Origin of the sequence: Lachnoclostridium sp. An14, from assembly GCF_002160755.1 — a bacterium.
Classification (GTDB): domain Bacteria; phylum Bacillota; class Clostridia; order Lachnospirales; family Lachnospiraceae; genus Lachnoclostridium_A.
Genome location: NZ_NFLE01000002.1, coordinates 34,815 through 59,616, shown reverse-complemented (window position 1 = coordinate 59,616; position 24,802 = coordinate 34,815). Strand labels below are relative to the sequence as shown.

Annotated in this window: 19 protein-coding genes and 2 pseudogenes; 15 read left to right on the top strand and 6 right to left on the bottom strand. The window is 57.9% G+C overall.

Annotated elements, in window-relative coordinates:
• Nucleotides 1-130: 130 nt before the first annotated feature.
• Nucleotides 131-1,048, bottom strand: coding sequence for a DMT family transporter (locus B5E84_RS01835; RefSeq protein WP_087218714.1), 918 nt, complete (start codon nucleotides 1,046-1,048; stop codon nucleotides 131-133).
• A 248-nt stretch (nucleotides 1,049-1,296) separates the two neighbouring features.
• On the opposite strand from B5E84_RS01835, the gene metF reads away from it, so the two are divergent.
• From metF to B5E84_RS01780, 11 genes are read left to right on the top strand one after another with little or no spacing between them, the layout of a single operon-like run.
• Nucleotides 1,297-2,157, top strand: coding sequence for a methylenetetrahydrofolate reductase [NAD(P)H] (metF, locus tag B5E84_RS01830; protein WP_087218374.1), 861 nt, complete (start codon nucleotides 1,297-1,299; stop codon nucleotides 2,155-2,157).
• 27 nt (nucleotides 2,158-2,184) lie between these two features.
• Entirely contained in the window at nucleotides 2,185-2,835 is a 651-nt protein-coding gene (locus B5E84_RS01825; RefSeq protein WP_087218372.1) for a vitamin B12 dependent-methionine synthase activation domain-containing protein, read from the top strand.
• Nucleotide 2,836: 1 nt separating this feature from the next.
• Nucleotides 2,837-5,356 (top strand): homocysteine S-methyltransferase family protein, encoded by a 2,520-nt coding sequence (locus tag B5E84_RS01820; RefSeq protein WP_087218369.1) that lies wholly within the window; start codon nucleotides 2,837-2,839, stop codon nucleotides 5,354-5,356.
• Between the two features lie 48 nt (nucleotides 5,357-5,404).
• Nucleotides 5,405-6,067 (top strand): HAD family hydrolase, encoded by a 663-nt coding sequence (locus B5E84_RS01815; RefSeq protein ID WP_087218366.1) that lies wholly within the window; start codon nucleotides 5,405-5,407, stop codon nucleotides 6,065-6,067.
• Nucleotides 6,064-7,068 carry a metal ABC transporter substrate-binding protein gene (locus B5E84_RS01810; RefSeq protein WP_087218362.1) on the top strand — a complete coding sequence of 335 codons (1,005 nt, stop codon included), beginning with the start codon at nucleotides 6,064-6,066 and terminating at the stop codon, nucleotides 7,066-7,068. The genes B5E84_RS01815 and B5E84_RS01810 overlap by 4 nt, the downstream gene beginning before the upstream one ends.
• The gene (locus tag B5E84_RS01805) at nucleotides 7,065-7,778 is read left to right on the top strand and encodes a metal ABC transporter ATP-binding protein (protein WP_087218359.1); all 714 of its coding nucleotides are present in this window, start codon (nucleotides 7,065-7,067) and stop codon (nucleotides 7,776-7,778) included. Before B5E84_RS01810 ends, B5E84_RS01805 begins: the two co-directional genes overlap by 4 nt.
• Complete coding sequence (locus B5E84_RS01800; RefSeq protein ID WP_087218356.1) at nucleotides 7,775-8,590, top strand: metal ABC transporter permease; 816 nt, start codon at nucleotides 7,775-7,777, stop codon at nucleotides 8,588-8,590. Before B5E84_RS01805 ends, B5E84_RS01800 begins: the two co-directional genes overlap by 4 nt.
• Nucleotides 8,591-8,593: 3 nt before the next feature.
• Nucleotides 8,594-9,973: a TrkH family potassium uptake protein gene (locus B5E84_RS01795; RefSeq protein ID WP_087218353.1), complete on the top strand. Its 1,380-nt coding sequence runs from the start codon at nucleotides 8,594-8,596 to the stop codon at nucleotides 9,971-9,973.
• A gap of 23 nt (nucleotides 9,974-9,996) precedes the next feature.
• Entirely contained in the window at nucleotides 9,997-10,647 is a 651-nt protein-coding gene (locus B5E84_RS01790; RefSeq protein WP_087218350.1) for a potassium channel family protein, read from the top strand.
• Nucleotides 10,648-10,664: 17 nt separating this feature from the next.
• Nucleotides 10,665-11,918, top strand: a complete 1,254-nt coding sequence (locus B5E84_RS01785) for a CobW family GTP-binding protein (protein WP_087218347.1) — start codon at nucleotides 10,665-10,667, stop codon at nucleotides 11,916-11,918.
• A 6-nt stretch (nucleotides 11,919-11,924) separates the two neighbouring features.
• Nucleotides 11,925-12,881 (top strand): TIGR03943 family putative permease subunit, encoded by a 957-nt coding sequence (locus tag B5E84_RS01780; RefSeq protein WP_087218344.1) that lies wholly within the window; start codon nucleotides 11,925-11,927, stop codon nucleotides 12,879-12,881.
• Between the two features lie 210 nt (nucleotides 12,882-13,091).
• Here the strand turns inward: B5E84_RS01780 and B5E84_RS01775 are convergent, their stop codons facing one another.
• Nucleotides 13,092-13,454, bottom strand: coding sequence for a hypothetical protein (locus B5E84_RS01775; protein ID WP_087218341.1), 363 nt, complete (start codon nucleotides 13,452-13,454; stop codon nucleotides 13,092-13,094).
• A gap of 211 nt (nucleotides 13,455-13,665) precedes the next feature.
• On the opposite strand from B5E84_RS01775, the gene B5E84_RS01770 reads away from it, so the two are divergent.
• Nucleotides 13,666-16,278, top strand: a complete 2,613-nt coding sequence (locus B5E84_RS01770; protein WP_087218338.1) for a tetratricopeptide repeat protein — start codon at nucleotides 13,666-13,668, stop codon at nucleotides 16,276-16,278.
• A 76-nt stretch (nucleotides 16,279-16,354) separates the two neighbouring features.
• Here the strand turns inward: B5E84_RS01770 and B5E84_RS01765 are convergent, their stop codons facing one another.
• On the bottom strand, nucleotides 16,355-17,905 hold the full coding sequence (locus B5E84_RS01765; protein WP_087218335.1) for a polysaccharide deacetylase family protein: 1,551 nt from the start codon (nucleotides 17,903-17,905) through the stop codon (nucleotides 16,355-16,357).
• A gap of 159 nt (nucleotides 17,906-18,064) precedes the next feature.
• On the opposite strand from B5E84_RS01765, the gene B5E84_RS01760 reads away from it, so the two are divergent.
• Together B5E84_RS01760 and B5E84_RS01755 are read left to right on the top strand one after the other, a co-directional pair.
• Complete coding sequence (locus B5E84_RS01760) at nucleotides 18,065-19,300, top strand: D-alanyl-D-alanine carboxypeptidase family protein (RefSeq protein ID WP_087218332.1); 1,236 nt, start codon at nucleotides 18,065-18,067, stop codon at nucleotides 19,298-19,300.
• Between the two features lie 130 nt (nucleotides 19,301-19,430).
• A complete protein-coding gene (locus B5E84_RS01755; protein ID WP_087218329.1) occupies nucleotides 19,431-20,630 on the top strand; it encodes a coenzyme F420-0:L-glutamate ligase in 1,200 nt (399 codons plus the stop codon).
• A 270-nt stretch (nucleotides 20,631-20,900) separates the two neighbouring features.
• Here B5E84_RS01755 and B5E84_RS21365 read toward each other — a convergent pair.
• The 3 genes and pseudogenes from B5E84_RS21365 to B5E84_RS01740 all read right to left on the bottom strand — a co-directional run.
• A pseudogene (locus tag B5E84_RS21365) lies at nucleotides 20,901-21,476 on the bottom strand (ABC transporter substrate-binding protein); the annotation flags it as partial.
• Between the two features lie 936 nt (nucleotides 21,477-22,412).
• A pseudogene (locus B5E84_RS21360) lies at nucleotides 22,413-23,492 on the bottom strand (recombinase family protein); the annotation flags it as partial.
• Between the two features lie 30 nt (nucleotides 23,493-23,522).
• Nucleotides 23,523-23,708 carry a hypothetical protein gene (locus B5E84_RS01740; RefSeq protein WP_087218326.1) on the bottom strand — a complete coding sequence of 62 codons (186 nt, stop codon included), beginning with the start codon at nucleotides 23,706-23,708 and terminating at the stop codon, nucleotides 23,523-23,525.
• Nucleotides 23,709-24,091: 383 nt separating this feature from the next.
• Here B5E84_RS01740 and B5E84_RS01735 point away from each other — a divergent pair, with 383 nt between their 5' ends.
• On the top strand, nucleotides 24,092-24,787 hold the full coding sequence (locus tag B5E84_RS01735; RefSeq protein ID WP_087218323.1) for a response regulator transcription factor: 696 nt from the start codon (nucleotides 24,092-24,094) through the stop codon (nucleotides 24,785-24,787).
• The last annotated feature ends 15 nt before the right edge of the window (nucleotides 24,788-24,802 follow it).

Here is a 24,802-nt window from a genome sequence, read left to right as displayed (position 1 = left end):
TGCCGGTTCAGCCGCGCATTTCCCTCCAGCACAGGTATGCCGGAAGGAAATGTGTGGGAGAAATTCCCGGGGGCGGCGGGAGAGACTGGCGTGCCGTTCTGCTGTTCTGCCGTTCGCCGTCTGTACGGCGCTATGCCGCTTTCGGCTTGCCCGCCGGTGCCTTGGACGGCAGCTGGGCCAGGATGATGGCGGCAAACATCAGGCCGCAGCCGGTCAGCTCCCTGGGGATTAGGGACTGCTGGAGGATCACCCAGCCGGCCAGGACGCTGAACACGCTCTCCAGGCTTAAGACCAGGCTGGCGATGGTGGGATCCACATGGCGCTGGGCTACGACCTGAAGGGTGTAGGCCACGCCGCAGCTCAGCACGCCGGCGTAGAGGATCGGCGCCCAACCGTTTAACACGGCAGACAAGGTGGGAGACTCAAAGAGCAGGGCCGGGACGGCGCACACGATGCCGGCGGTGAAAAACTGGATGCAGGAAAGCTTAACCCCGTCCACCAGAGGGGAAAAGTGGTCGATCACCAGGATGTGGAGGCTGAACAGCAGGCTGCACACGAGCAGCAGCCCGTCACCGGCTCCCAGGGCCTCGCCGCCGTTCCAGCAGAGGAGATATAGGCCGCCTACGGCGATGGCCACCGCCGCCCACACCCGAAGGCCGGGGCTTTTGCGGACGAAAAGTCCCAGAAGGGGGACGATCACGATGTACATGGCAGTGATAAAACCAGCTTTTCCCACGGAGGCGTAGAGAAGGCCGAGCTGCTGGAACGAGGAGGCGAGGCCAAGGAGCAGCCCGCAGCAGATGCCTCCCAGCCAGAGGCTGCGGGAGGAGGAGGCTCCGGTTTCCGGTGTCTCCGTTTCATTTCCAGAGTTCAGCCGCCCAAGAAGGGGGATCGCCGGCAGCAGCACCGCGCCGCCGATGAGACTGCGGACGGAGTTAAAGGTAAACGGGCCCAGCACATCGTTTCCCACACTCTGGGCGACGAAGGCCCCGCCCCAGATGAAGGCGGTGAGGGCCAGCATGAAGGTATATTTGAGACTGTGTTTCATAAACTTGATTCTCCCTTTTGCGTTTTTTATGGTTTTGCCGGCGTAAGTATAGCACAAAATCGGGAAAAAGTACAAGCGGCCGCCTTCACAATTCACAAGAAATTGCCGCGTGGTGTCCCGCCTCAGGGTAAAAGCGATAAAAATTTGTTAAGGCTAAACGAATCATGGCACACTTGGAAAAAATGTGATAGAATACTGTAACATGGCGAATGCGTATAAAGCGAGACTGACGAAAGAGAGACAGAATTATGAAGATCAGAGACATTTTAGGGCAGGGAAGGCCGACTATTTCCTTTGAGGTGTTCCCTCCTAAAACAGCGGAGAACTACGAGTCGGTGAAGGCGGCGGCCCTGGAGATCGCCAGGCTGAAACCGGCGTTTATGAGCGTTACATACGGGGCGGGAGGCGGCACCAGCCAGTATACGGTGGACATCGCGTCCGCCCTCAAAGAGCAGGGGGGAGTGACGGCCCTGGCCCATCTCACCTGCGTTTCCTCCACCAGGGAGAAGGTGCATCAGGTCCTTGGAGAGCTGAAGGCCAGAGGAATTGAGAATGTCTTGGCCCTGCGGGGAGACATTCCGGCGGACGGCCGGGTGGCGGAGGATTACCGCTATGCCTCGGAGCTGATCCGGGAGATCCGGGAGTTCGGGGATTTCTGCATCGGGGCGGCCTGCTATCCGGAAGGTCATGTGGAGTCGGACCGGAAGACGGATGACATCCGCCATCTGAAGGAAAAGGTGGAGGCCGGCTGCGATTTTGTGACTACCCAGATGTTTTTTGACAACAATATTTTATATAATTTCCTGTACCGCATCCGGGAGCAGGGAATCTCTGTTCCGGTGGCGGCGGGAATCATGCCGGTGACCAATAAGAGCCAGATTAAGCGGATCTGCCAGATGTCAGGGACGGAGCTACCGGCGCGGTTTAAAGCCCTTCTGGACCGGTTTGGAGACGATCCGGCGGCTATGAAACAGGCGGGCATCGCCTACGCCACAGAGCAGATCATCGACCTGATCGCCAACGGGGTGGATGCCATCCACGTCTACTCTATGAACAAGCCGGAGGTGGCGGCCAGGATCCGGGAGAATCTGTCAGACATTATCAAATAGGAAACGGCGGGCCGGGAGGCGCGGAGCATGGATGAAAAACGCATTCTGCAGGAGACCCTGCGGTATTTGGGATATAAGAGGGAACAGCCGGACAGCCAGGTGAGGGCGCTCCTGGGGGAGTGCATGGAGGAGCTGTCCCGGGTGGTTACCCTGCGCCATATGAAACGGGAGGTCCCCCTCACCCTCTCCGGGGAGGCGACGGTGAGCACGGAGCTGTTTACCACTGAAAGCCGGAATCTGGCCCGGAATTTAAAGGGCTGTGACCGGCTTCTGGTGTTTGCCGCCACGGTGGGAATCGGCGCGGATCAGCTGATCCAGCGGTATGAGCGGTTTCGCATCAGCCGGGCGGTGACGCTCCAGGCCATGGCGGCAGCCATGATCGAGGAATACTGCGACTGCCTGAACCGGGAGTGGAAGGAAAGCTACAGGAAACAGGGACTCTACCTTCGTCCCAGGTTCAGCCCCGGGTACGGGGATTTTCCCCTGGAATGCCAGAAGGCATTGACCGGCGGTTTGGAGACGGCGAAACGGATCGGGCTGACCCTGACGGACAGCCTGATTATGATGCCGTCCAAATCGGTGACGGCGGTGATCGGCATCAGCCCCCTGCCGGGAAACTGCGTGACGGCCGGCTGCGAGGCGTGTGACAAGACAGACTGTGAATATCGGAGAAATTAGCATGGGAATACGGGAAACATTAGGAAAACGGATTATATTTTTTGACGGCGGCACCGGCAGCCTGCTCCAGGAAAAGGGCTTAAAGCCGGGAGAGCTGCCGGAGACCTGGAACCTTCTCCGACCGGAGATCGTGACGGAGCTGCACAGGGACTATCTGGAGGCGGGAAGCGACATCATTCTCACCAACACCTTCGGCGCCAACCGCCTGAAATACGACGGAAAAGAGACGTACAGCGTGAAGGCTGTGGTGGAGGCCGCTGTGAAAAATGCCCGCCGGGCAGTGGAGGAGGCGGCGAAAACCACGGGACGGCGGGGAATCGTGTGCCTGGATATGGGGCCGACGGGAAAGCTGCTAAAACCCCTGGGAGATTTGGATTTTGAGGAGGCCTGCTCCATCTTCGGGGAAGTGGCCGAGGCAGGAGAGCAGGCGGGAGCGGACTGCGTTCTGATTGAGACCATGAGCGACGGCTACGAGATGAAGGCGGCGGTTCTGGGAGCGAAGGAGCACACAAGCCTGCCGGTATTCGCCACCATGACCTTCGACGAGAAGGGAAAGCTGCTCACCGGAGGAAACGCCCAGTCGGCAGTGGCCCTCCTGGAGGGCCTGGGAGTAGACGCCCTGGGAATCAACTGCGGCTTAGGGCCGGTGCAGATGAAGGAGATCGTCCGCACCATTCTGGCGGAGGCGTCCATTCCCGTGATCGTAAATCCAAACGCGGGGCTGCCCAGAAGTGAAAACGGCCGCACGGTTTACGACATCGACGCGGACGCGTTTTCCAAAGAAATGGAAGAAATGGCCCGCATGGGAGTGTGGATGATGGGCGGCTGCTGCGGCACTACGCCGGAACACATCCGGAAAACGGTGGCCCGGTGCGCCGGCCTGAAACCGCTGCCCATAGAAAAGAAGAAAAAAACTCTGATTTCCTCCTGGTCCCACGCCGTGGAGATCGGAGACGCCCCGGTCCTGGTGGGAGAGAGAATCAATCCCACGGGAAAGCCGAAGATGAAACAGGCGCTCCGGGACGGAAATATAGGCTATATTCTGGAGGAAGGCGTTTCCCAGCAGGAAAAGGGCGTCCACGTGCTGGACGTAAACGTGGGACTGCCGGGAATCGACGAGGCCCAGGTCATGGAGCAGGCGGTCAAAGAGCTGCAGGCGGTGCTGGACCTGCCGCTGCAGATCGACACCTCCGATTTAAAGGCCATGGAACGGGCCATGAGGATCTACAACGGAAAACCCCTGATCAACTCCGTAAACGGCAAGGCGGAGTCCATGGAGGCCGTATTCCCCCTGGTGAAAAAGTACGGGGGCGTGGTGGTGGCCCTGGCCCTGGACGAAGGGGGGATCCCGGAGACGGCGGAGGGAAGGCTGGCGGTGGCGGAGAAGATCTACCGCACAGCGGCCTCCTACGGCATTGAGAAAAAGGACATTCTCATTGACGCCCTCTGCCTGACGGTGAGCTCTGACAGTCAGGGAGCGGTGACCACCCTGGAGACGCTGCGGCGGATCCGGGACGAATTTGGCGGCAGAACCACCCTTGGAGTTTCCAATATCTCCTTCGGCCTGCCTCAGAGAGGGATCATCAATTCCGTGTTTTTTGCCATGGCGCTCCAGAGCGGCCTGTCCGCCGCCATCATCAATCCCAACGCGGAGGGCATGATGAACGCCTACTACGGATACCGGGCCCTTGCGGGGCTGGACGGCCAGTGCGGGGACTATATTGAGCGGTACGGGGCGATGGCCGCCGCGGCCGCCGGAAACGGAGCTGGAAACGGCGGGACGGTGTCTGGCGGAACGCCGGTGGGCGGAAGTCCGGCGGGACGGCCTGGAAGCGGTCCGGGAACGGCAGCCGGGGGCCAGACCGGCGGGATGGCCGGATCGGCGGTGAGCACGGTTCCTGCCAAAACCTTAGGCGAATGCGTGGAAAAGGGAATGCGGGAGCAGGCGGTCCAGGCGGTTCGCGTACTTTTGGAGACGAAGGATCCCTTAGACATCATCCAGGAGGAGATGATCCCGGCCCTGGACCGGGCGGGCGTGCGGTTTGAGGCCGGCACCCTGTATCTGCCCCAGCTTCTCATGTGCGCCGAGGCGGCCAAGGCTGCCTTTGAGCTGATAAAGGATAAAATGCTCTCCTGCGGGGAGACCCAGGAGAAGAAAGGCCGGATCATTCTGGCCACGGTGAAGGGAGACATCCACGACATCGGAAAGAACATTGTGAAGGTCCTCCTGGAAAATTACAGCTACGACGTGATCGACCTGGGAAAGGATGTGCCCCCGGAGACGGTGGTGGAGACTGCGGTCCGGGAAAACATCCGCCTGGTGGGCTTAAGCGCTCTGATGACCACCACCGTTCCCAGCATGGAGGAGACTATCCGCCAGCTGCGGGAAAAGGCGCCCTGGGCGAAGGTGATGGTGGGAGGCGCGGTGCTCACGGAGGATTACGCAAAGACCATCGGAGCCGACTGCTACTGTCGGGACGGCATGGCATCGGTGAAATACGCGGAGAGCCTGTTTGCCTGAGGGAAACCGGCGGAAAACAGGACCGAAAAACGGAAGGAAGGGAAAAATATGTATCGCTGCTGTATGTTTGATCTGGATGGGACTCTTTTGGACACCATCCACGCTCTGGCCTACACCACCAATCTGGTGTTAAAGCGCCTGGGGCTGGGCACGGTGGACGAGGAGCATCTGAAACATTTTGTGGGCGACGGCTACCGGACCCAGATGGAGCGCTGCCTAAAATACGCCGGGGATCCGGAGCTGACCCGTTATGAGGAATCCCTGCCTATTTATATGGAAGAATTCGCGAAACACTGCCTGTATGAGGTGAAACCCTATCCCGGCATTCTGGAAATGACAGAGTTTTTAAAGAGCAGGGGCGTAAAGCTGGCTGTCCTTTCCAATAAGCCCCATGCCAGGACGGTGGAAAACATCGAGACCATTTTTGGGAAAGGCTATTTTGACGCCATCGCCGGAGAGCGGGAGGGCGTGCCGAAGAAACCGGATCCGAGAGGCGTTTTCGTGCTGGCTGAGGAGCTGAATGTCCCGCTTTCTGACTGCCTGTACTTCGGAGATACGAATACGGATATGCAGACAGGCAGGAACGCGGGGGTGGACACCGCCGGCGTGCTCTGGGGATTCCGGGGCCGGGAGGAGCTGGAGGCATTTGGGCCGAAGTATCTCCTGGAACATCCGCTGGAGGTGAAACGCATATTCGGAGAGAGAGAATGAGAATACAGAGAAAAACGGCGGTCAGGGCGTTTGCCTGTGCCCTGGCCCTATTTGCGGCCCTGTGGCTGTCCGGCTGTGATAACGGTGCGGAGGGATGGAGGGAGGACGGCCGCCTGCGGGTGGTCACCACCATTTTCCCCTATTACGATTTCGTCCGCCAGGTGGCCGGAGACCGGATTGATCTGCGGCTGGCAGTGCCCGCGGGGATGGACAGCCATTCCTTTGAGCCGACGCCGGCGGATATGCGCCTGATTCAGGAGGCAGACCTGCTGATCGCAAACGGCGGGGAGATGGAGCACTGGCTCCACGAGGTGCTGGACGCTCTGGAGGCTCCGGAGCTTAAAACCGTGACCATGATGAACTACGTGCAGACCTTTGAGGAGGTCCATGTGGAGGGAATGGAGGACGCGGCTCACGACCATCACCACCACGTGGATTCCCTGGGGGACGACGGCCATCAGGAGGACATCGAGTACGATGAGCACATCTGGACCTCCCCGAAAAACGCCATGGTGATCGTGGAGGAGATCGCGAAAACCCTGGCGGCGGCGGACCCGGAGGGGGCTTCCTTTTACCGGGAAAACGCCGATGCCTATCTGGAGCAGCTGCAGGCCCTGGACGGGGAGTTTGAGCAGGTGGCGGCGGATGAGAAACGGAATATGATCATCATTGGAGGGAAATTTCCCTTCCGCTACCTGGCGGAGGCTTACGGCTTTGAGTACCGGGCGGCCTTTTCCGGGTGCAGTACCGACACGGAGCCCAGCGCGAAGACCATCGCCTATCTGATTGATAAGGTGGAGGAATTCCGGATTCCGGTGGTGTACTACCTGGAGCTTTCCAGCCCCAGGGTGGCGGAGATCATCGGGGAGGAGACGGGGGCAAAACCGCTGCTCCTCCACTCCTGTCACAATGTGACCAGGGCGGAGTTAGACTCCGGAATCACTTATCTGGAGCTTATGGAACAGAATGTTGAGAATCTGAGAAAAGGACTGGACGAATGAAACAGCCATTAATTGAGTGCTCAGGGGCCGGCTTTGGGTACGAGAATTTTGACGTGGTGACGGATGTGACCATGGAAATCCTGCCTGGCGACTACATCGGCGTCGTCGGGGAAAACGGAGCCGGAAAGAGCACGTTCATCAAAGGCCTTCTGGGCCTTTTAAAGCCCACCAGCGGAGAGATCCGGATGGCGGAGGATTTGAAGAAAACGGGAATCGGCTATCTGCCCCAGCAGACGGCGGCGCAGAAGGATTTCCCGGCCACCGTGTGGGAGGTGGTGCTGTCCGGCACCTTAAGCCGGGCGGGCTACCGGCCTTTTTACTCCAGGGAGGAGAAACGGCTGGCGGAGTTAAATATGGAGCGTCTGGGCATCTGTGACCTGCGCAGGAAATGCTACCGGGATCTGTCCGGCGGTCAGAAACAGCGGGTGCTTATCGCCAGAGCGCTGTGCGCCACGGAGCGCCTGCTGATTCTGGATGAGCCGATCACCGGCCTGGACCCGTCGGCGGCCCAGGAATTTTACCAGGTGGTCCGGCGGCTGAACAGAGAGCAGGGAGTGGCGATCCTCATGGTATCCCACGACATACAGAACATGGTCCTCCAGGCCAAAAAGATCCTTCATTTAAAACAGAAGGTTTTATTTTACGGCAGCGTGGAGGAATACCGGAAAAGCCCGCTGGGCCGTCAGTTTTTAGGAGGTGGAGAGGAATGAGTCTGATAAGGGAAATGCTTTCCTATCCGTTTCTGGTGCGGGCCCTGGTGGGGGGAATCCTGGTTTCTCTGTGCGCCGCCCTTCTGGGGGTGAGCCTGGTGCTGAAACGGTATTCTATGATCGGGGATGGCCTGTCCCACGTGTCCTTCGGGGCCCTTTCCATCGCCATCGCCTTTGGCTGGTCGCCTCTTAAGGTGTCCATTCCGGTGGTGGTGGTAGCCGCGTTCTTGCTTTTGCGGATCACGGAAAACGGAAAGATCAAAAGCGACGCGGCCATCGCGGTAATTTCCGCCAGCGCCCTGGCGGTGGGCATCACGGTGACAGCTCTGACTACCGGTATGACCACGGATGTGAGCAGCTATATGTTCGGCAGCATCCTGGCCATGAGCCGGGAAGACGTGGCTTTGGCAGCGGTGCTGTCAGTGGTGGTGCTGTTTTTGTTTATTTTCTTTTATCACAAGGTGTTTGCGGTGACCTTCGATGAAAATTTTGCCCGCGCCACGGGAGTGAAGGTGTCCTGGTACCACATTTTGTTCGCGGTGCTCACTGCGGTCACCATTGTGCTGGGAATGCGGATGATGGGAGCTATGCTGATTTCCAGCCTGATCATTTTCCCGGCGCTGACGGCTATGCGGCTGTTTAAGAGCTTTCGGGGAGTGATGGCAGCGGCGGGAGTGATTTCCGTGGTCTGTTTCTGCGCCGGAATGGTGATTTCCTACCGGGTATCTACGCCGGCGGGGGCCAGCGTGGTTCTGGTAAATCTGGCGGCATTTTTGGTCTGCACGGCCATTCAGGCGGTGCGTGGGAGGTAACATATGAAACATTGGAGACGAGAAAAGAAGGGGCTGTTTGTATCCCCATGGCAGAATCATTTGTCCCAGACCCAATTTATTGCTTATGGATTCTTCGCGGTAATCCTCATAGGAGCGCTGCTTTTGACTCTGCCCTTTGCCAGCCGGGACGGGCAGAGCATCGGTTTCTTAAATGCCCTGTTTACGGCTACCAGTGCCACCTGCGTGACGGGGCTGGTGGTGGCGGATACCTGGACGCAGTGGACGCTGTTTGGCCAGATCGTGATTATCTGCCTGATTCAGATCGGAGGCCTGGGCTTTATCACCATCGGTGTGGGCCTGTCCATTATCCTGAGGCGGAAGATCGGGCTGAGAGAGAGGGGACTGCTCCAGGAGAGCGTGAACACGCTGCAGATCGGAGGCGTAGTCCGGCTTGCCAGGAAAATTTTTATCGGAACCTTCCTCTTAGAGGGGACCGGGGCGTTTTTGCTGGCGCTGCGGTTTGTGCCTCAGTACGGACTGCTGCGGGGAGTGTATTACGGCGTATTCCACTCCATTTCCGCGTTCTGCAACGCAGGATTTGACCTGATGGGATTTCAGGATCCCTACTGTTCTCTTGTAAATTACTATGATGACTGGCTGGTGAACCTGGTGATCATGTCCCTCATCGTTATCGGCGGCATCGGTTTCATCGTTTGGGATGACCTAAGCCGCCACCGTCTACACTTCCGGAAATATATGCTGCATACGAAGATCGTGCTGCTGACCACGGCGGTGCTGATCTTTGGCGGGGCGCTCCTGTTCTACCTGATCGAGAGGGACGGGGTGTTGGAAGGAATGAGCGTGAAGGGCAGTATCTTGTCCTCCCTGTTCGCGTCGGTGACGGCGAGGACGGCGGGCTTTAACACTGTGGATGTGGCAGCTATGACAGACGGCAGCAAGTTCCTCACCATTCTGCTCATGTTCATCGGCGGCAGCCCCGGCTCCACTGCGGGCGGAGTTAAGACCACCACGATCATTGTGCTTCTGCTGTGCGTCCTTTCCAATGTGCGCCGGGAGAGCGGGCTGAATGTGTTCGGCCGCCGGATTGAGGATGATACCATCAAGCAGGCCAGCGCCATCATGATGACCAACCTGGTGCTCTGCCTGGGAGTCAGTCTGGTGATCATGGGGATTCAGCCGGAGTTTGTGATGTCGGACGTGCTGTTTGAGACATTTTCTGCCATCGGCACCGTAGGAATCAGTACGGGAATCACCAGGGAGCTGCTGCCCCTTTCAAAGGTTCTTATTATTCTGCTTATGTACAGCGGCCGCATCGGCAGCCTGAGTTTCGCCCTGGCATTTACCCAGCAGAAACGCATTCCGCCGGTGAAACTGCCTGTGGGACGGATTTCCATCGGATAATCGAATAGGAGGAGGAAAACGAGATGAAATCAATTTTGATCATTGGTATGGGACGGTTTGGGCGTCATCTTTGCATGAACTTGTCAAAACGGGGAAATCAGATTATGATAGTAGACGTAAAGGAGGAAAACCTGGAGGGAATGCTTCCCTACGTGGTCAGTGCCAAGATCGGCGACTGTACCAACGAGGAGGTGTTAAAGAGCCTGGGGATTTCCAACTTTGACGTGTGCTTTGTCTGTATCGGCACCAATTTCCAGAGCAGCCTGGAGATCACCAGCCTGATCAAGGAAATGGGGGCCAGGCACGTGGTGAGCAAGGCCACCAGGGATATTCACGCGAAGTTCCTGCTGAGGAATGGAGCGGATGAGGTGATTTACCCCGACCGGGATGTAGCGGAACGGCTTGCAGTCCGTTTTTCCGCCAATCATGTGTTTGACTATATTGAGCTGGCAGACGGCTACGCGATTTACGAGATCCTCCCCTTAGATGAGTGGCTCAACAAGACATTGATCGAGCTGGATATGCGAAACCGCTATCACATCAATGTCATCGGGATGAAGGAAAATGGGAAGGTGGCTCTCATGCCGGCGGCCACCCACCGGATTCAGCCCAATGAGCATCTGATCATCGTCGGGAGACAGGACGACGTAGGTATTCTGCTGAAAAGGCTGTAGAAAAGGAGGAAACTGCTGTGACAAAAATTGATATTATTTCCGGCTTTCTTGGGGCCGGAAAGACCACATTTATTAAAAAGCTGCTGGAGGAGGCCATCGCCGGAGAGCAGGTGGTTCTCATTGAGAATGAGTTCGGCGAGATCGGCATTGACGGAGGATTTTTAAAGGATTCCGGCATCGAGATCCGGGAGATGAACTCCGGGTGCATCTGCTGCTCTCTGGTAGGCGATTTTGGAAAGTCCCTGGAGGAGGTGCTCACCAAGTACCAGCCGGACCGCGTGATCATCGAGCCCTCCGGCGTGGGCAAGCTCTCTGACGTGATGAAGGCGGTGCGGGACGTGGCCGCGAATCTGGAGGTAGCTCTCAACAGCGCCGTCACCGTGGTGGACGCGTCCAAGTGCAAGATGTACATGAAGAATTTCGGCGAATTTTTCAATAACCAGGTGGCCTATGCGGGAACCATCATTTTGAGCCGCACCGATGTGGCGGACGCGAAAAAGGTGGACGCCGCGGTAAAGATGCTGCGGGAGGCTAATCCGAAGGCGGTCATCGTGACCACTCCTGTCAGCCAGCTCACCGGCAGCCAGCTTTTAGAGATCATTGAGAAACCGGATACCATGGAGGAGGAGCTGATGAAGGAGGCTCTGGAGGCCTTCGAGGAGAGCCATCACCACCATGAGCACGGAGAGAGCTGCGGTTGTGGCCATGAGCATCACGACCATGACCATGATCATGAGCACCACCATGAGCACGGAGAGAGCTGCGAGCACGGCCACGACCATCATGACCATGACCACGATCATCACCATGAGCATGGGGAGAGCTGCGAGCACGGCCATGACCATCATGACCACGACCACGATCATCACCATGAGCATGGGGAGAGCTGCGGCTGCGGCCATGATCACCACGAGCACGGCCATGACCACGACCACCACCATGAGCACGGGGACAGCTGCGGCTGCGGTCACGACCATCATCACCATCACGCGGACGAGGTATTCTCCAGCTGGGGAATGGAAAATGTCCCGGCTATGGACAGGAAGGAGCTGGAGGCGATCCTGGACGAGCTGGCTTACGGCGCGGACTTCGGCGATGTGCTCCGGGCAAAGGGAATGCTGCCCTCCGCGGACGGAGAGTGGCTGTACTTTGATCTGGTGCCGGAGGAGTATGAGATCCGCACCGGAGCGCCCACTTACACCGGAAAGGTGTGCGTGATCGGGGCAAACTTAAAGGAAACAGAGTTAGAGAACGTATTCGGCAGGAGTTAAAGAATTATGGGACCGATGATAGATGACGATATTATGCCCGTATTTCTGATCAACGGGTTTCTGGAAGCGGGAAAGACCGCGTTTCTCACCTTTACCATGGGGCAGGAGTACTTCCAGACGGAGGGGAAAACCCTGCTCATCGTGTGCGAGGAAGGAGATACGGAGTACGATGAGGAGCTTTTGAAGGACACCAGGACGGCGGTGGTCTATATGGACGATATGTCCCAGATGACGCCAGAGCGGCTGACGGAGCTGGAACTGCTCTACAATCCGGAGCGGGTGCTCATCGAGTGGAACGGGATGTGGAACCAGGACGAGATGAAAATCCCGGAGGACTGGACCATTTACCAGCAGATCACCATTGTGGACGGATCCACCATTGATCTGTATCTGAAAAATATGAAACCGCTGTTTGGCGCCATGCTCCGCAACACGGAGCTGGTGATCGTAAACCGTTGCGACGGGATCACTGAGGAGCAGCTGGGCGTGTACCGCCGCACCTTAAAGGCTATGGGGCGCCAGGCGGACATCGTGTTTGAGACCTCTGAGGGAGAGGTGGAGCCGGAGATCACGGAGGAGGATCTGCCCTATGATATGAAGGCGGATGTGATCCGGATTGCCCCGGAGGATTACGGAATCTGGTACATCGACTGTATGGATAAGCCGGAGCGGTATGTGGGCCGGGTAGTGGAATTCACCGCCATGGTGATGAAATCCCAGGAGTTCCCCAAAAACTACTTCGTGCCGGGCCGCATGGCCATGACCTGCTGCGAGGCGGATATGGCCTTTCTCGGATTCATCTGCAAGGCCAGAGAGGCCAGGCTGCTGGAAAACCGCCAGTGGGTAAAGGTGCGGGCCAAGGTGGCGCTGGAATACTGGAAGGACTACGGCGGAGAGGGCCCGGTGCTGTACGCGGAGTCTGTGACGCCGGATCAGGAGATCAAAGACGTGGTGCAGTTCTAAAGAAACGCCGCCGGGAATAAGAAAATAAGAGACGGACAGGCAGTGTGCAATGCTTTCGGGCGGCGCGTGCTGCCTGTTTTCTGTCATTTCTTACCAGTATCATACAGGAAACGAAAGGATTTGTCAATAGAAAATAGAACATATGTTCTGAAAATATAGAGATTGCAAAAAAAGCCGCCGGACGCCATCTCCCGGCGGCGGAGTCCCATATTAAGCCATCAGCTCCGAAACAGAAGGATAGGAAAGGCTTTCATCGCAGTCCAAATCGGCGAGGCAGAGGCGGAAAATAGCCTGTCCCGCCTCCGGAGAGACTTTGGCGGGAAAGCTGCGCAGTTTTGCCTGCATCATCACCTGGGGCAGGGTAAGACTGCGGTCCTCCATGAGGGCCTGTTTTAGAACCAGGTAGAAAAACATGACGGTTTTGGGATCCGATTTGGGGCAAAGCTCCTTTAAAATCCGGGAAACAGCCTCCCGCTGGGGTTCCCCGTAGGGAAACATCTGGGCCGCGTAGGCGTCATCCAGCTCCTTCTGTTCCTTCGCTGAGTAAAAATTAAAACCAAATATATTTATCATAACGCTGACTCCCTTTCAAAATGTAGGATACCTGGGTTAAAAGGGGAAACTCCCACGCAGGCCCGCCCGCGGAAGGCAAAACGCAGGGAGATCCCGTATCAGGAGGGCAAACTGCCCTTTCCTCCTACGCTAAAGTGTAGCATAAAATTCCCGTATTTGACAGAAGAAATTTCCAGGGAGTATAATACACTCCAGGAAAGAGAGGTCCAACATGATATATAAATGTACGAATCCCCTCTGCGGGACCATAATAGAGCTTGAGGAAGACGGGGCGGCGGCCCAGACGCAGCCGTTGGAAAAACCGCGAAAAAGGGGCGGTACGGCAAAAAATGCCACAGGAAAAGACGGGGCATTTTCCCGCTGCCCGGACTGCGGCCAGGAGCTGCGGACCGCGGGGGAGGAGGAGCTTACCGGGGCGGAGTGGTCTGAGCTGGGGGGCTATTGGATGCGCCGCAGAGACCGCGAGGAGCGGGCCCTGTACTGTTACCGGAGGGCAGCGGCCCAGGGCGATCCCTGGGGGATCTGCAACCTGGGCTGGTGCATGGAGGCGGGCATCGGTACAGAGGCCGATCCGAAACAGGCGGTTTGGCTGTATGAACAGGCGGCGGAGCTGGGCTACGTTCCCGCGATCTGCAATCTGGGCGTCTGCTACCGGGAAGGAACCGGCGTGCCGCGGGACATTGACCGGGCGATCGAGTACCTGTCCGACGCGGCGGAATGCGGGTTTCCCAGGGCACAGATCCTCTTGGCCTACTGCTACGAGGAAGGGGATGGGGTAGAGGAGGACGGAAACGAGGCCTTCCGGCTGATGCAGGCGGCTGCCTGGCAGTGCCATCCCGACGCCCAGAGAGAGCTGGGGCGGTATTACGAGTATGGGATCGGCGTGGAAAAGGACGACGAGACCGCCGTTTCCTGGTATAAGAAATCTGCCAGCCAGGGCAACGCGTCGGCCCAGTGCAATCTGGGGTTCTGTTATGAGGATGGAATCGGCGTGGAAAAGGATCTGGAACAGGCGCTGAAGTTTTACCGTCAGGCGGCGGAAGGCGGGAGCTGCCGGGCAATGACCAACCTGTACTCCGTCCTCTACCGCGACTGCAGCCATAAGGTGCGAAAGGAGGCCCTGGAGTATCTCACCAAGGCGGCGGACATGGGGTACGCTCCGGCGCAGTGGAGGCTGGGATGTTATTTTTACTACCGGGACGATCCCAACGGGGAGGCGGCAGAGCGGGCGGTGGAGCTGTTCCGGAAAGCGGCGGCCCAGGAGGATCCGGCAGGCTGCTATTATCTGGGGCGGGCGTACTGGGATGGGAAGGGCGTGGATATGGATATGGAACAGTCCTTCCGCTGGTTTTTAAAGTCCGGGGAGATGGGAGACCGGGACGCCCAGTTTTACCTGGGCATGATCTATGAGCACGGCTACGGCAGGGACGCGGATCTGCCGGAGGCGGTGAAATGGTACACGCTGGCCTCCGACGGCGGGGACGAGACCTCCATGGTAAATCTGGGGCTGCTCTACCGCTGGGGCGGCCGGGGGCTGGAGAGAAATTATGAGCAGGCGGCCCGCTATTTCTGCATGGCGGCCAAGCGGGGAAACGGGCGGGCGGCGAACGCCTTGGGAAATCTCTACGAGAAAGGCCTGGGAGTGGAACAGGACGACGACCGCGCCTTCGCCTGTTTCAAACAGGCGGCGGAGGCCGGAAATTTAAGCGGCCTCCACAACATGGGAGTGTTTTACGAGCGGGGCCGCAGCGTGAAACAGGATTGGAAAAAGGCGGTGGAATGCTACCGGAAGGTGGCCAAAGAAGGCCGGACAGACGGGATGACCAGCCTGGGTTTCTGCCTTTCAGAAGGGATCGGCTGCCGCCGCAATCCCGCTGCCGCCAGGAAATGGCTGAAACGAGCCGCGGACAATGGCGGCCCCCGGGCCTGTGCCCTGCTGGCGGATCTTCTGGAGACGGGAAAGGGCGGGGACGCGGATCCCAAGGAGGCGTTTCGCCTGATGAAATGGGCGGCAGAGCAGCGCTATCCCTACGCCCAGGAGCGTCTGGCGGTTTTTTATGAAAACGGCACCGGGGGGAAGGAGAGCCTGACGAAGGCGTTTTTCTGGCATAAAAAGGCAGCGGAGGAGGGCTACCCCTATGCCATGCCCAACCTGGCCTGGGCCTATCAGTTCGGGCTGGGGACGAAACGGCAGCCGGAGGAGGCTGTCCGCTGGTACAGCCGGGCGATCGAGGAGGAGGAAACCTTGCAGGTGTACGGGTATCTGGGAGAGCTCTACGAGGCCGGGGAAGGCACGGACATGGACAGGGAAAAAGCCCTGGATCTGTACCGCGCGGGAGCGGAGCAGGAGGACGGAGTGGCCAGTCTGCGGCTGGGCCTGCGCTACGAGACAGGAGACGGGGTGAGAAGGAACCTGGAAAAAGCCCTGGCGCTCTACCGTCAAGCGGGAGGAGCCGGTTTCGCGGCTCTGGGACGCTGTTTCCGACTGGGAATCGGGGTGGAAAAGGATGAAAAGGCAGCGGCGGCCTGGTACGAAAAAGACGGGGCGGCCGGCGGCCGCACGGGAATGCTGTGGCTGGCCTGGATGTACATAAAGGGCGCCGGCGTGAGAAAAAACCGCTCCAAAGGGGAAAGACTCTGCCGCCAGGCGGTGGAGATGAACCGGAAGGAGGAGGGGGACTGCCTTCGCCGGATGGCCGTTTTCCGGGAGGAGCTTAAAACGGTGCTCCTGGATCTGGAGCGGGAGACGACGGACGAGGAGCTGAGACAGAAACTGAAATCCCTGCGCCTCCGGCTGCAAAAAGTGGGAATGGGAAAACGATAGAAAAAAGCCTGAATATAAGGGGCCGGCGATGAGGATTTCGCCGGCCCTTAGCCATAGTCTGACAGGCTGGAAGAATCTAGGAGGACATGGGAGGCACCGGTACCGGCCGTCTCCGGTCAAAGACATTTTCCACGTCCATCAGGTCGTCCAGATAGGTTTTTGTGGGGTTGGACTCCGGAAGGTCATAATACATCCGGTAGCCGTCTAAGTTTCTGCGTCCTTGGCGCATATGGTCTTCGCCGATCTGCACCCAGTACTGCCTGGAATCCACGTTGCAGAAGTAGCGGAATCCCTTTTCGTGGAGGTAGGCGAACCGCTCATTCTCCATGGTGTAGGGGTGCCAGTCCCCGATTTCCGCGCCGAAGGGATAGAGGATGATGTCCGTGGGGCCGATGAGGCTTTCCACCTGGGACTCCCATTTGTCCGTGTCCGCCACGAATTCCTCGTAGGGGATGGAGCCCAGATCCCGGTGGCCCCAGCTGTGGCTGGCCAGCTCCCAGCCGTTGTCCCGCAGGCACTGGGCCAGCTGGCGTACCGTTTCCCTGTCCTGCTCCAGATTGGGATTGACGCCCTCGTAGGCGGCGTCGGTGCGGTAGCCCATGACCCCGTTGTAGCCGGTGAAGGCGATGATGGCCCGGGCGCCCTTGTAGGAAAAGTCTGGATGGGCCTGGATAAAGTCCTCCAGCAGGGGGATCAGGTCAAAGGAGCCGGTGACGGTGGTGCCGTCCTCCAAATCCATCTGGCAGGTGGGTTTTCCGTCTTCGCCGATGACCAGGCGGCTGGCAAAGCCGTCCCCTTCCATATATTCATAGTAGCAGACGTCGTCCTGGGACATGACGAAGGGCTTTTTCCCCTCCGGCAGCATAATGTCCCCGGGGACGAATTTCACATTTCCATTCTCGTCCGTCACCTCATGGGCCACATCGTGGATGCGCACCAGCACGTAGTCCCTCTCGTACATGGACTGGAGGATTTTTAAAAATTCCTCCCGGGTGGTCATCATCTGGTTGTAGCCGTTCTGCATGGGATCTCCGTCAAAAGCCTTGTCCGTGTCCATGACCAGGGTGTGGAAGAACACATGGGTGACCTCGGAGGGGTTGGCCCGCACCAGGGTGGATTTGGCGGCCTCGTAGCGGGAGATAGCCTCCGCGGCTTTCGGGTCGGAGGCGTACTGGCTCTGGGAGACCAGCTGGATGGCGCCATCGTAGTCGTAGCCCATGGCCAGAAGGTCCGCCTCATAGATCAGGGCGTCTGCCCCGGTGAGGGGGCTTTCCGTGGCGGGGACGGAAGGATTGTCAAAGGGGGAAATGACGCCGGTTTCCCGTTCGCTGCCCTCCGCGCCGCCGGTTTCCTCTGCCAGGCCTGGGCCGTGTTCCCCGTCTGTGCCGTCTGCGCCCGCCAGAAGAAGGCCATCCGGGCCATGTTCCGCGGACGGTTCATTCTCCCCGGCTCCGGCGGTCCCGGAAACGGCGGGGGTGCAGTAGTAATTTATAAAGTCGTTGACCAGATAAATGCTCCCGCCGATGATGAAGGCGGTGAGAAAGATTACGGCTAAAGTGGGGCCGTATCCCGAAAATTTTCGCAAGGCTCTGCGGCAGGACCGCAGCCGGTAATCTTTTTTACTCATATTTTACAAAGCTCTCCATAAAAAAATAAGGGCGTTTAGCGCCTGAGACCAGTATAACATAAATGAAATGAGATGTCACAGAACAGAGCCACTTTTTTTCTTACATTTTTTGGAAGTTGGCAGATATACTTGTAATAGAGAAAACAGACGGGAGAAAGTATGAAACGGATACTGGCAATCGCAGTGACACTGGTATTTTCGCTGACCGCGGCCTTTCCCGCGGCGGCGGCCCGGCCGGAGCTTGAGATCGGGGGAGAGAGGGCTGTGGCGGCAGCCGCGGCCGCGGAGGCCGGCCCGGCGGTATCCGCCCCCAGCGTGGTTTTGATGGAGGCGTCCACAGGACAGGTCATTTATGAAAAGGACGCGGATACTCAGAGGAGCCCGGCCAGCATTACGAAGATCATGACCCTGATCCTCATTTTTGACGCCCTGGAATCGGGGAAAATTTCCATGGAGGATGAGGTGGTGACCAGCGCCTACGCAAAGTCCATGGGAGGCTCCCAGGTCTTTTTGGAGGAAGGGGAGAAACAGACGGTGGAAACCATGATCAAATGTATCGTCATCGCCTCTGGAAATGACGCTTCCGTGGCCATGGCGGAGTACATCGCCGGGAGTGAGCAGGAGTTTGTGCGCATGATGAACGAGCGGGCGGCGGGGCTGGGGATGACCGGCACCCATTTTGTGGACTGCTGCGGCCTGACAGAGGACCCGGCTCACGTGACCACCGCTCGGGACATTGCCCTCATGTCCAGAGAGCTCATAAACCGCTACCCGAAGATCCACGACTATTCCACCATCTGGATGGACACCATCACCCACGTCACCAAGCAGGGCTCGAAGGAATTTGGCCTGTCAAACACCAACAAGCTTTTAAAAATGGCCACCAATTTCCAGGTGACCGGCTTAAAGACCGGCTCCACCTCCATCGCCAAATACTGTTTATCCGCCACGGCGGAAAAGGACGGGGTGCGGCTCATCGCCTCCATCATGGCGGCCCCGGACTACAAAGCCCGGTTCGCGGACGCGGTGAGCCTGTTAAACTACGGCTATGCCAACTGCCGCCTTTACGAGGATCCGGAGGGACTTCCCCTGCCGGAGCTGGAGGTGGTAAATGGCGTGGAGGACCGGGTGCCCCTGATGTATTCCGGGGTATTTTCCTATCTGGGCATGAACGGGGAGGATTTCAGCCAGGTGGAGCGGGAGCTGATTCTGGAGGAAACCTTGCAGGCGCCGATGGAACAGGGGGCAAAGGCAGGAATTCTTCGATACAGCTTAAATGGCCAGGTCCTGGGAGAGCTTCCGGTGGTGACCGCCGCCGCGGTGGAGCGGGCCGGTTTCCTGGACTGCTTGAGGGGGGCGTTTTGGATGTTTCTGCCAGGGGCTGGCGGAGCCTGACGGGTTCGAGGCGGTTTCAGGGATGTTCCGGCCATAAATCCGGTTGTGCGGCCCGTGGATTTATAGTATACTGGAGCTGCTGGCAGCGAGAGCTGTGAAAATATAGGATAGGACAAAGGAGACTGATACAATGGATAGAATGGTTGGGACCGTTTCCAGAGGCGTCAGAGCGCCGATCATCCGTGAGGGGGACGATCTGGCGAAGATCGTGGTGGATTCCGTGCTGGCGGCTGCGGAGTCTGAGCATTTTGAGATCCGGGATAAGGATGTGCTGGCGGTGACGGAGGCTGTGGTGGCCAGAGCCCAGGGCAACTATGCCAGCGTGGAGGCGATTGCCAAGGATGTGAAGGCGAAATTCGGAGATGACACGGTGGGAGTGATTTTCCCCATTCTCAGCCGCAACCGCTTTGCCATCTGCTTAAAGGGCATTGCCATGGGATGCCGGAAGATCGTGCTGATGCTCAGCTACCCGTCCGACGAGGTGGGAAACCATCTGATCGACATGGATCTGCTGGACGAAAAGAATGTCAACCCCTGGAGCGACGTCCTCACGGAGGAAAAGTACCGGGAGCTGTTTGGCTGGAAAAAACACTATTTCACCGGAGTGGACTACGTGGAATATTATAAGGAGCTGATCCAGAACGCGGGGGCCGAGGTGGAGATCGTGTTTGCCAACAATCCGAAGGCCATTCTCTCCTACACGGACAGCGTGTTAAACTGCGACATCCATACCAGACAGCGCACCAAGCGGATCCTGTTAGCGAACGGGGCGAAGAAGGTCTACTCCCTGGACGACATCATGACCGCCAGTGTGGACGGCAGCGGCTACAACGACCGCTACGGCCTCTTAGGCTCCAATAAGGCCACGGAAGACACCGTAAAGCTGTTCCCCATCCACTGCCAGGAGATGGTGGATCAGATCCATGCCATGATGGAGGAGAGAACGGGAAAGAACGTGGAAGTGATGATCTACGGCGACGGGGCCTTTAAGGATCCCATGGGAAAGATCTGGGAGCTGGCGGACCCGGTGGTTTCCCCGGCCTACACCAAGGGCCTGGAGGGAACGCCCAACGAGGTGAAACTGAAATACCTGGCGGACAACGATTTTGCCAACCTGTCCGGAGAGGAGCTACAGGCGGCCATTAAGGAATACATCCACGAGAAGGATGAGAAGGCGGCCAGCCTGGTGGGCACCATGGTGACCCAGGGAACCACCCCCAGAAGGCTCACGGACCTGATCGGCTCCCTGGCGGATCTGACCAGCGGCAGCGGAGATAAGGGAACGCCTATTATTTATATTCAGGGGTATTTTGATAATTATACGAAGTAAGAGTTGAGAAAGAGAGAGGACGCAGGGGCCGCGGGATGTGGGGCGGGGGCTGCGTCCTTTTTGCGTTATGGGAAACGGTGTTTCCGGTGGTAGGAAAGCCTTTGGCGAAGGTGCGCGGTAAGTTGCACATTATAGATTTCTGTATTTCAGAAGGATTACAGGGAGAAAAGCAGGCATAGGAATCCATTCGTTTTTGCCGCTCCAGGCAGCAGAAACATTTGAGGAGAGTTCCATGCCTGCTTTTCTTTCTTTTAGTGAGAGAGCTGTACTTTATTTCGCCTTCTCAGCAAACTCCACCGTCACCAGCTCCTCATAGGGAACCCGCTCCTTCAGTTCCCCGGCCTCCTCCAGGATGTTTAAAAGGAGGTCAAAGCTCTCCTCCGTGAAGATGGTGTCCTCCTTCCAGGTGTCCTGTTCCTTGTAGCGGTTTACGATGGTGGCCAGAGTGGAAACGTCTGTCTCCGGGAACTGGGGGGAGATGGTCTCGGCGATTTCCTCGGCGGAGTGGGAGTTGACGTACTCCAGGCCCTTCTGGATGGCGTTGGTAAACTGCTGGATCACGTCCGGGTGCTCCTCCATATAAGTTTTTTTGGCGGAGTAGGCGGTGTAGGGCACGTAGCCGGAATCCACCCCCAGGGAGGCGACCACGTAGCCCTGGCCTTCCTGCTCCAGGGCGGTGGCGAAGGGCTCAAACTCCACGGTGTAGTCGGCCCCGCTGCCGGGAAAGGCGGCGGCGGTCAGGCCGAAACTGATGCTCTGGTCGATGGAGAGGTCGGTTTTCGGGTCGATGCCGTTTTTCTTTAAAATGTACTCAAAGACCATCTGCGGCATACCGCCGGGCCGCCCGGCCATAAGGAACATTTTTTCCATACGCTCCAGGGTCTGACGAGAGGCGGTGATCCGGTAGGGGCGGCGATGGTTTCCCGTCTCCTCTGTCAGCCGGAGCTTTTGGAGGATTTCCATAAAGGGCAGCAGTTTTTTCCGGTATATGGGGATTCCCATGGCGTTTAAACCGGCGGTGAGGGCGCGGACGGAGGTGAAACCGGTGCCGTTTGTTTCCAGGAGGCGGATGACTGCTATGAGAATAGAACGTTTGGAGGCAGAAGGATCAGGGAAAATGACGGATCCCCGGCCGGGACGATCTGCCGCCAGGAGGCCTGGTGGGATCGCTGTGCCGGAACCTTCGGCCGGATCGTCCTCTGTTTGGAAATCCCCCTGTTGCACCCCCTCCACGGGAAATTCCAGAAGGCCCGGTCTGTCCGCTCCTCTTTCATCACATTTCTCCAACCCGTCCAGCCAATGTCTCAGATAAATCTCCACATTCCCATCCCGGTCCACCACCATTTTTTCCACCAGCATTTCCACGTCCGTCCTGGTCAGCTCCCTCTTTTTAAGAATTTCGTCCAGAACCGTCAGGGCCGTCCGCCGTCCGCGGGCCTGCGCCGTTTCCGGGGGCGGGGAAACCTCCTCCAGGTTCGCCAGCTGCCGCTCCATGGCGGAAATGGCCGCCGTCTTTTCTTCCTGCAGGACCTGGTAGGACTGGGCGATCAGTTCGCTGCCCCTGGGATGTTCGGCCAGCTCCCGCACCTTTTGGGCGATCAGGGTTTTCAGCTCCCGTTTGGCCTGTTCCAGCTGGTTTTCCAGCCGTTTCCGGCTGTCACGGAGAGAATAGGAGACCTCGTTTGATTCCGGTAGATCCAGGCTTTGAAGGGCGTTTTTTCGCAGGCGCCGCCAGAGGGAGAGGTAGAAAAACAGGGACTTTGTCAGAATTTCTTCCGTCACCAGATGGGAGTGGGGACAGAACCGTTTTCCTTTTTTATTGTAGGTGCCGCAGACGTAGTATTTGGGGCGGCCGGGGCGGCTGACGGCGGTCATGCGGAGGCCGCAGTCTTTACAGAACAGGCAGCCGGAAAACAGGTTGACGTGAGTTCTCTGCCCGCGGTAGCGGTTGTGGCTGCGGCTTTCCTTCACCTCCAGCAGCAGGCGCCAGGCATCGTCGTCAAAGATCTTTGGATGGTGGTCTGGGAACACGTACTGCTGGTCTTTGGGGACCTTCCTGTCCTTCCCGTTGATGGTGACCCGCTCCCGCTTGTGGGTGCGGAGCACGCCGTTGTGAAAATCGTTGAACAGGGTGTCTTTGACCATAGAGTACGTCCACTGGCGGGCCGCGGGCCGGCCGCAGGGCAGTCCCAGGGCCTGGCGCCGCTCCTGCCGCAGCGTGGAGGGAGTGGGGACGCCCCGTTCTGTCAGCAGTTCCGCCACCTTCCGGATGCCGTTTCCCTCCAGATACAGCTCTTTTTCCAGGTTTAAGATGGCGGCGGCCTCCTGGTCGATGAGAAGAAGGGAGGGCTGGAGGGGATGTCTGGTGTAGCCGAAGGGCGGCTTGGTTTTTAGCGTCCCGTTTTCCTGTTCCATCCTTTTTATCCGCCGCACCTTTCGGCTGGTACTTTTTACGTACCGCTCATTGTCCCAGGTCTTGATGCCGATCATGTCGTCGTCGCAGCGGAGAGAGTCGTAGCCGTCGTCAATCAGAATCACCCGCTTGCCCAGCTCCTCCATTTCCTCCAGAAAGAGCAGCACCTTGGCGTTGTGCCGTCCGATCCGGGAGAGATCCTTGGCCACGATTACGCCGATGGAGTTTAAGTCGGCCATCATCTGTTGAAAAGCGGGACGGCTGAAGGAGTAGCCGGAAAATCCGTCGTCCTCGTAGATGCGGCCCACGGTCATGGAGTGTTCCCTGGCGTACTGGAAAATGATTTTTTTCTGGTTTTCAATGGATGTGTAATTTCGCCGGTTGTCGTCTCTGGAGAGCCTTACGTAGCCGTTTACCACCACAGCAGGCTCCGTGCCGGTGCAGGTCATAAAAACCGCCTCCTTTTTGCCGTTCTGCCGTCACCGCAGATGATTCCTGAGAACCTGCAAAAGCCCTGCCTCTGGTTCTTTGCCTCCCCCAGGGCGTTCCACAAAGGTGACCACCACATATCCCTGCCGGCTCAGCCATTCCCGCCTGCGTTCCACGGAAATGGGATCCGTTTCCCGGCTTTGAAATAGGAAACAGACCGGTTTTTTCATTCTCATAGGATTTCCTCCCATCCCTGGTTTGGTAGTATCCTATGAGGCGGCAGGCTTATCCTATGAGAAAAGATAAAGGGGAAGGACGAGACCAAAAGCCAGAGAGCCAGAGCGACCAGAGGGCCAAAGTGTCCAAAGAGCCAGAACGGCCAAGAGGCCAAATCCGCCCCAAATGCCCCAATGGCCCCAATCCGCCTCCAGATATAGCCCAAACGCATGGCAAAGCATGAAAAACAGGCATTTGCGGTTTCCCAGCCCCCCTTTTATAATGAAATCAGGGAGCGGAGTTTATAAATGATTTATCTTTTTGAGAGAATTTCGTTATAAAAACCCCCTATAATCAAGGATAACATCACAGACAACAGACAAACCACAAGGAGAGGTGAGAGATGAGCCGAATACTGATCATAGAGGACGACGAACTGATCGCGGAGCTGGAGCGGGATTACCTGGAGGCGGGAGATTTTCAGGTGGAAATCGAGCTGGACGGGGAGCGGGGGATGGAAAAGGCCCTGCGGGGAGATTATGACGCTCTGATCCTGGACGTGATGCTGCCGGGAAAAAACGGGTTTGACATTTGCAGAGAGGTGCGAAGGAGCCTGAATCTGCCGGTGATCATGGTCACGGCGAAAAAGGAGGACGTGGACAAGATCCGCGGCCTGGGCCTGGGAGCGGACGACTATCTGATCAAGCCCTTCAGCCCGGCGGAGCTGGTGGCCAGAGTGCACTCCCACATCAGAATCCACCAGCGGCTGCTGGAGGAAAAGAGAGAGCGGCGGCCGGATTCCGTGGTGATTCAGAACATGACGGTCTGTCCGGAGGCCCGGCGGATTTTCATTGACGGGGAGGAAGTGTTCCTCACCAACAAAGAATTTGAGCTCCTGCTGTTTCTCATGGAAAACCCCAACATCGTCTTTTCCAAAGACCTGCTGTTTGACCGCATCTGGGGTATGGACGCGGGGGGCAGCACGGCCACGGTGACGGTGCACATCAACCGTCTGCGGGAAAAGATCGAAAAGGACGGCTCCAACCCCCAGTTTATCGAGACGGTGTGGGGCTCCGGCTACCGGTTCCGGCTCCAGTAAGGGGCTGGCGGAAAA

What these genes read in the sequence shown, in the direction of transcription:
- B5E84_RS01815 (WP_087218366.1), top strand. Translation starts at nt 5,405, where the DNA reads ATGTATCGCTGCTGTATGTTTGATCTGGATGGGACTCTTTTGGACACC.
- B5E84_RS01775 (WP_087218341.1), bottom strand. Translation starts at nt 13,454, where the DNA reads ATGATAAATATATTTGGTTTTAATTTTTACTCAGCGAAGGAACAGAAG.
- B5E84_RS01755 (WP_087218329.1), top strand. Translation starts at nt 19,431, where the DNA reads ATGGATAGAATGGTTGGGACCGTTTCCAGAGGCGTCAGAGCGCCGATC.
- B5E84_RS01760 (WP_087218332.1), top strand. Translation starts at nt 18,065, where the DNA reads ATGAAACGGATACTGGCAATCGCAGTGACACTGGTATTTTCGCTGACC.
- B5E84_RS01795 (WP_087218353.1), top strand. Translation starts at nt 8,594, where the DNA reads ATGAAACATTGGAGACGAGAAAAGAAGGGGCTGTTTGTATCCCCATGG.
- B5E84_RS01740 (WP_087218326.1), bottom strand. Translation starts at nt 23,708, where the DNA reads ATGAGAATGAAAAAACCGGTCTGTTTCCTATTTCAAAGCCGGGAAACG.
- B5E84_RS01810 (WP_087218362.1), top strand. Translation starts at nt 6,064, where the DNA reads ATGAGAATACAGAGAAAAACGGCGGTCAGGGCGTTTGCCTGTGCCCTG.
- B5E84_RS01820 (WP_087218369.1), top strand. Translation starts at nt 2,837, where the DNA reads ATGGGAATACGGGAAACATTAGGAAAACGGATTATATTTTTTGACGGC.
- B5E84_RS01765 (WP_087218335.1), bottom strand. Translation starts at nt 17,905, where the DNA reads ATGAGTAAAAAAGATTACCGGCTGCGGTCCTGCCGCAGAGCCTTGCGA.
- B5E84_RS01800 (WP_087218356.1), top strand. Translation starts at nt 7,775, where the DNA reads ATGAGTCTGATAAGGGAAATGCTTTCCTATCCGTTTCTGGTGCGGGCC.
- B5E84_RS01805 (WP_087218359.1), top strand. Translation starts at nt 7,065, where the DNA reads ATGAAACAGCCATTAATTGAGTGCTCAGGGGCCGGCTTTGGGTACGAG.
- B5E84_RS01790 (WP_087218350.1), top strand. Translation starts at nt 9,997, where the DNA reads ATGAAATCAATTTTGATCATTGGTATGGGACGGTTTGGGCGTCATCTT.
- B5E84_RS01835 (WP_087218714.1), bottom strand. Translation starts at nt 1,048, where the DNA reads ATGAAACACAGTCTCAAATATACCTTCATGCTGGCCCTCACCGCCTTC.
- B5E84_RS01780 (WP_087218344.1), top strand. Translation starts at nt 11,925, where the DNA reads ATGGGACCGATGATAGATGACGATATTATGCCCGTATTTCTGATCAAC.
- B5E84_RS01825 (WP_087218372.1), top strand. Translation starts at nt 2,185, where the DNA reads ATGGATGAAAAACGCATTCTGCAGGAGACCCTGCGGTATTTGGGATAT.
- metF (WP_087218374.1), top strand. Translation starts at nt 1,297, where the DNA reads ATGAAGATCAGAGACATTTTAGGGCAGGGAAGGCCGACTATTTCCTTT.
- B5E84_RS01735 (WP_087218323.1), top strand. Translation starts at nt 24,092, where the DNA reads ATGAGCCGAATACTGATCATAGAGGACGACGAACTGATCGCGGAGCTG.
- B5E84_RS01770 (WP_087218338.1), top strand. Translation starts at nt 13,666, where the DNA reads ATGATATATAAATGTACGAATCCCCTCTGCGGGACCATAATAGAGCTT.